We start from the raw sequence: 4,770 nt of genomic DNA, 5'->3' as shown, positions 1-4,770 counted from the left end.
GCCCACCACCGGCTCACCGGCGAACCCGGCCCGCTGCTCGCCGCCGTCACCGAAGGGCTGACCGCCGCGCGCGACCTCACCGAGACCGTCAAGGCGGCCGCCGAGCTGGGCGCGGCGGCCGTCGGACTGCTCCCGGCCCTGCGCGCGGCGGTCAGCCAGGACGCCGAGCCGACCTCCCCGCAGTTGGAGGCCGACATCGCGATCGCCACCGCCCTCTGGCGGATCGACGGTGACACCGAAAGCGCCGTCCGGATCCTGGATTCCGTCCTCGACCGCTGCGGCGACCGGATGTGGTTCCGCTGGACCGCCCTGCGCGCCGTCCGGGCCGCCGGCCTCCTCGGTCCGGCGGCCCGGACGCTGGTGCCCCGGCTGGAGGGGCTGCTCGCCGAGCCCGGGCAGGCCCCCACCGCCGTGCTCGCCCTGCTCCGGATCGCCGACCCGGCCACCCTCGACCGCGGCCGGCTCGCCGAGGCCGCCCTCGACGCCGTCGACGCGGGGTTCGACGCGGGCTGCGCCTGCGAGGCGCTCCGCGAACTCGGGTCGGCTGCCCTGAGTGAGGCGCAGCGGCAGCGGATCGCCGGGCTGGTCGAGGCCGACCGGCGGATCGCCTGCCACGGGCACGTGGACTCGGCCGTCGTGGAGGACGAGCGGCTGCGGGCGATGCTGTCGGCGCTCTGACACCGGCTGCCCCGGGCCGCGCGGGCCCGGGGCAGCCGCCGCCGTGTGGCGGCTGCGGGTCCGGAGGTGGGGTCAGACCAGGCGGAGCACCAGTTTGCCGGTGTTCTCGCCGCGGAACAGCATCCCGAGGGTCTCCGGGAAGTCCGCGACGGTGCCCTCCACCAGGTGCTCCTTGACCGTGATCCGGCCCTCGCCGATCCAGCCCGCGATCTCGGCCGCCGCCGGCGCGTACCGGCGGGCGTAGTCGAAGACCACGAAGCCCTCCATCCGGGCCCGACGGACCAGCAGGGACAGGTAGTTGGACGGGCCCTGGACGGCGTCCTCGGTGTTGTACTGGCTGATCGCGCCGCAGATCACCACCCGGGCGTGCATCGCCAGCCGGGTGAGGGCGGCGTCCAGGATCGGGCCGCCGACGTTGTCGAAGTAGACGTCGATGCCGTCGGGGGCGTGGGTGCGCAGTGCCTTGCGGACGTCCTCGGCCCGGTAGTCGATCGCCGCGTCGAAGCCGAGTTCGTCTGTCAGCAGCGCGCACTTCTCCGGCCCGCCCGCGATCCCGACCACCCGGCAGCCCTTCACCTTGGCGATCTGCCCGACCATCGTGCCGACCGCCCCGGCGGCGCCGGAGACCACCACGGTCTCGCCCTCCTTGAGGGCGCCGACCTCCAGCAGGCCGAAGTAGGCCGTCATCCCGGGCATCCCGAGTGCCCCGAGGTAGGTGGACAGCGGGGCCAGCGCGGGATCGACCTTGAGCGCGCCCTTGCCGTCCGACACCGCGTAGTCCTGCACCCCGAAGGCGCCCACCACGTGGTCGCCGACCTGGAACTTCGGGTGGTTGGACGCGAGCACCTCGACCACCGACCCGGCCCGCATGACCTCGCCCAGTCCGACCGGCGGCAGGTACGACGGCCGGTCGTCCAGCCAACCGCGCATCGCCGGGTCCAGCGACACGTACCGGGTCCGCCCCAGGAACTCACCGTCCCCGGGCACCCCGACGGGCTCCTCCCCGTACGCCCAGTCCTCCGGCCGGACCTCGCCGACCGGGCGACGGGCGAGGCGGATCTGGCGGTTGACGGCGGTCATGGCGACTCCCGGGGACGTACTCGTACGGAACACGGACAGGTGCCCGATTCTAAGCAAGCGCTTATTCACGCGCCAGGGGGTGTCGGCACGCAGTCCTCCGAGCCCGGACGGGCCCGGGGTCGCCCCCGACGTGGCGCCCGCCGGCTCAGGGCGCGACGGGCAGCCCGGTCAGGACGAAGCAGGCCCCGCCGCCGTGCGGCGGCCCGGGCTCCCGGGCGACCAGGTCGGCGCCGTGGGCCCGGGCGATCTGGCGGGCCATGGCCAGTCCGAGGCCGGAGCCGGGGAGGCTGCGGGCGGTGTCGGAGCGGTAGAAGCGGTCGAAGACGTACGGCAGGTCCTCGGCGGCGATGCCCGGGCCGTGATCGCGGACGGACACCTCCAGCGTCTCGCCGCGGTCGCCGACGAGGGCCACCCGGACCTCCACGGGGCCGCGCCCCGCCCCGAACTTGGCGGCGTTGTCGAGCAGGTTCCCCAACAGCCGCACCAGCCGGGCGGGGACGCCCGGCACGACCGCCTCGGCGGCGCCGGGGCCGACGGCGAGGGTGAACGCCTGCCCCGGCCAGTGCCCGCGCGCCGAGGTGACGGCGTGTTCGACCAGTGGCAGCAGTCGGAACCGTTCGACCAGGGCCTGGGGCTCCTCGTCGCGGGCGAGTTCGACCAGGTCGTTGACCATGCCGGTGACCTCCCGCAGCTGCCGCCCCAGGGCGGTGGCGGCCCGCTGGCGCTGGGCGTCGGTGAGGCGGTCGCCGTGGGCCAGCAGTTCGGCGTTGGTGCGCAGCGCCGTCAGCGGGGTGCGCAGTTCGTGCGAGGCGTCGGAGACCAGGCGGCGCTGGGCGGCGACCGAGCGTTCCAGCGCGTCGAGCATGGTGTCGAAGCTCTCGCCGAGGCGGCTGACCTCGTCGCGGCGGCGGCCGGTGGCCGCGTGGGAGGTGATCCGGTGGTGGGGATCGCCGGTGGCCGTGATCCGTTCGATCGTGGCGGTGAGCCGGGTCACCGGGCGCAGGCCGGTCCGGGAGACCCACCAGCCGAGAAGTCCGGCCGCCAGCACCCCGCCGGCGCCGAGCCCGGCGAACGCGGCGGCGGACTGCCGCACGGCGCGGTCGACCCCGTCCGAGCGCAGCACGACCTGGAGCGCGGTGCCGCCCCGGAAGGGCGTGACCAGCATCCGGGCGGGGAAGCCGGCGACGGTGGTGGTGCTGAAGTAGGCCGCGCGCTGCCCGGCGGCGACCTCGCGCACGGCCGGGGTGACCGGGAACAGGTACGGGGCGACGGCCGACCGGGGGTCGCGGGCCGGGTCGGCCGGGACGAGCTGGGTGCAGGCCGGGGCGGCCAGGTAGCGGCACTGCCCGGAGAGCACGCCCGGCGGCTCTCCGCCCTGCTGCTGGGTGGCGACGGTGGCGGCCTGGGTGAGCTCCAGGTCCAGCTGGTGGGTCAGTTCGTAGCGGATCACCGCGAAGGCGGCCCAGCTGAGGCCGAGGGCGACGGTGGCGACGGCCAGCGCGGCCGCCACCGCGAGCCGGACGCGGAGGGTCACGAGTCCGCGGCCAGCCGGTAGCCTACGCCGTGCACGGTGTGCACCAGGCGTGGCTCGCCGCCCGCCTCCAGCTTGCGCCGCAGGTAACCGACGTAGACGGCGAGGGAGTTGGACTCGGGGCCGAAGTCCTGCCCCCAGACGCGCTCCAGCAGGGTCTCGCGGGTGAGTACCTGCCCGGAGTGGCGCAGCAGCAGCTCCAGCAGCGTCGCCTCGGTGCGGCTGAACTCCAGCCGGCGGGAACCGCGTTGCCCGGTGCGGGTGCGCGGGTCCAGCACCAGGTCGGCGTAGCGCAGTTCGGCGTCGGCCTCGCCGCCGGGAGCGTCGAACGCGGCGCGGCGCAGCAGCGCGCGCAGCCGGGCGGTCAGCTCCGCCAGCGCGAAGGGCTTGACGAGGTAGTCGTCGGCGCCGGCGTCCAGGCCGTCGACGCGGTCGCTGATGTTGTCCCGCGCGGTCAGCACCAGCACCGGGGTCCGGTCGTGCAGCGCCCGCAGCTGCCGGCACACGGCGAGCCCGTCCAGGACGGGCATCATCACGTCGAGGACGATCGCGTCCGGCTCGTCGGAGGCGATCCTGGCGAGGGCGTCGTGCCCGTCGACCGCGGTGACCACCTCGTAGCCCTCGACGGTCAGTCCGTCGGCCACGGCTTCCCGTACCTCCTGGTCGTCGTCCGCCACCAGAATCCGCACCGACGGCCCTCCACTCCTCGTTCGCCGCCGACCTGTTCGGTCGGCCCACTCCGTTGACCTGCTGCGTCGACCTGTGCCGTCGACCTGTGTCGTCGGCCTGCTCCGACGGCCCGCTCCGTGCTCGCGGGCCGTTCCGGGCATACCGAAAGATAGCGGTCGAAGGCCGCATTCTCTTAAAGCCCTCTTAGGCCGGGCCGCCACGGTGGTGAGCCATGCACACACCTCTCTCGGTCGTCATCGGTGCCGGCGGCACCGGCGGCCACATCTACCCGGGCCTGGCCTTGGCGGAGGCCCTGCGCAAGACCGACCCCGACGCCGTGATCTCGTTCGTCGGCACCACACGGGGCCTGGAGACCCGGCTGATCCCCGAGGCGGGATACCGGCTGCACACGGTCGACATGATCCCCTTCGACCCCTCGCTCGGTGCCCGGCGCTACCTGCTGCCGGCGGATCTGCTCCGCGCCGCGAGGCAGGCGCAGCGCGCGGTCGACGACCAGCGGGCGCAGGTCGTGGTGGGGATGGGCGGGTACGCCTCCGCGCCGGCCGTGCTCGCGGCGCGGATGTCCGGCCTGCCCAGCCTGATCCACGAGTCGAACGCCGTGCCGGGCCGGGCCAACGCCTTCGCCCGCCGGCCCCCCCCCGCCCCCCCCCCCCCCCGCAGCCCCTGGCCCCGGGGTCGGTCAACCCTTCGACACGGTAACCGAGTTGAAGGTGACGTCGGCCATCGGGTGGCCGTCCGGGGAGCCCTCCAGGGTGCCCGCGGCGGCGATCTTCTGGACCACGTCCAGACCA

Annotated in this window: 4 protein-coding genes and 1 pseudogene; 2 read left to right on the top strand and 3 right to left on the bottom strand. The window is 74.9% G+C overall.

Annotation, left to right across the window (positions count from 1 at the left end; translation table 11 throughout):
- A pseudogene (locus BG452_RS29925) lies at positions 1 to 678 on the top strand (hypothetical protein); the annotation flags it as partial.
- Positions 679 to 750: 72 nt separating this feature from the next.
- On the opposite strand, the gene BG452_RS29920 reads toward BG452_RS29925, so the two are convergent.
- From BG452_RS29920 to BG452_RS29910, 3 genes are all read right to left on the bottom strand, one after another.
- Positions 751 to 1,758 (bottom strand): NADP-dependent oxidoreductase, encoded by a 1,008-nt coding sequence (locus BG452_RS29920; RefSeq protein WP_188307483.1) that lies wholly within the window; start codon positions 1,756 to 1,758, stop codon positions 751 to 753.
- A 145-nt stretch (positions 1,759 to 1,903) separates the two neighbouring features.
- Positions 1,904 to 3,292: a HAMP domain-containing sensor histidine kinase gene (locus tag BG452_RS29915; protein WP_317621288.1), complete on the bottom strand. Its 1,389-nt coding sequence runs from the start codon at positions 3,290 to 3,292 to the stop codon at positions 1,904 to 1,906.
- The gene (locus tag BG452_RS29910; RefSeq protein WP_317621287.1) at positions 3,289 to 3,978 is read right to left on the bottom strand and encodes a response regulator transcription factor; all 690 of its coding nucleotides are present in this window, start codon (positions 3,976 to 3,978) and stop codon (positions 3,289 to 3,291) included. Before BG452_RS29910 ends, BG452_RS29915 begins: the two co-directional genes overlap by 4 nt.
- A 212-nt stretch (positions 3,979 to 4,190) precedes the next feature.
- On the opposite strand from BG452_RS29910, the gene BG452_RS29905 reads away from it, so the two are divergent.
- Positions 4,191 to 4,770 (top strand): UDP-N-acetylglucosamine--N-acetylmuramyl-(pentapeptide) pyrophosphoryl-undecaprenol N-acetylglucosamine transferase (locus BG452_RS29905; RefSeq protein WP_188307481.1); only part of this gene is annotated, 580 nt, incomplete at its 3' end.

Origin of the sequence: Streptomyces sp. CBMA123, from assembly GCF_014596465.1 — a bacterium.
GTDB lineage: Bacteria > Actinomycetota > Actinomycetes > Streptomycetales > Streptomycetaceae > Kitasatospora.
This window is presented reverse-complemented; position numbering and strand designations above follow the sequence as displayed.

Bases quoted from the DNA above. Each gene is read 5' to 3' on its own strand.
- BG452_RS29920 (WP_188307483.1), bottom strand. From the start codon at position 1,758: ATGACCGCCGTCAACCGCCAGATCCGCCTCGCCCGTCGCCCGGTCGGC.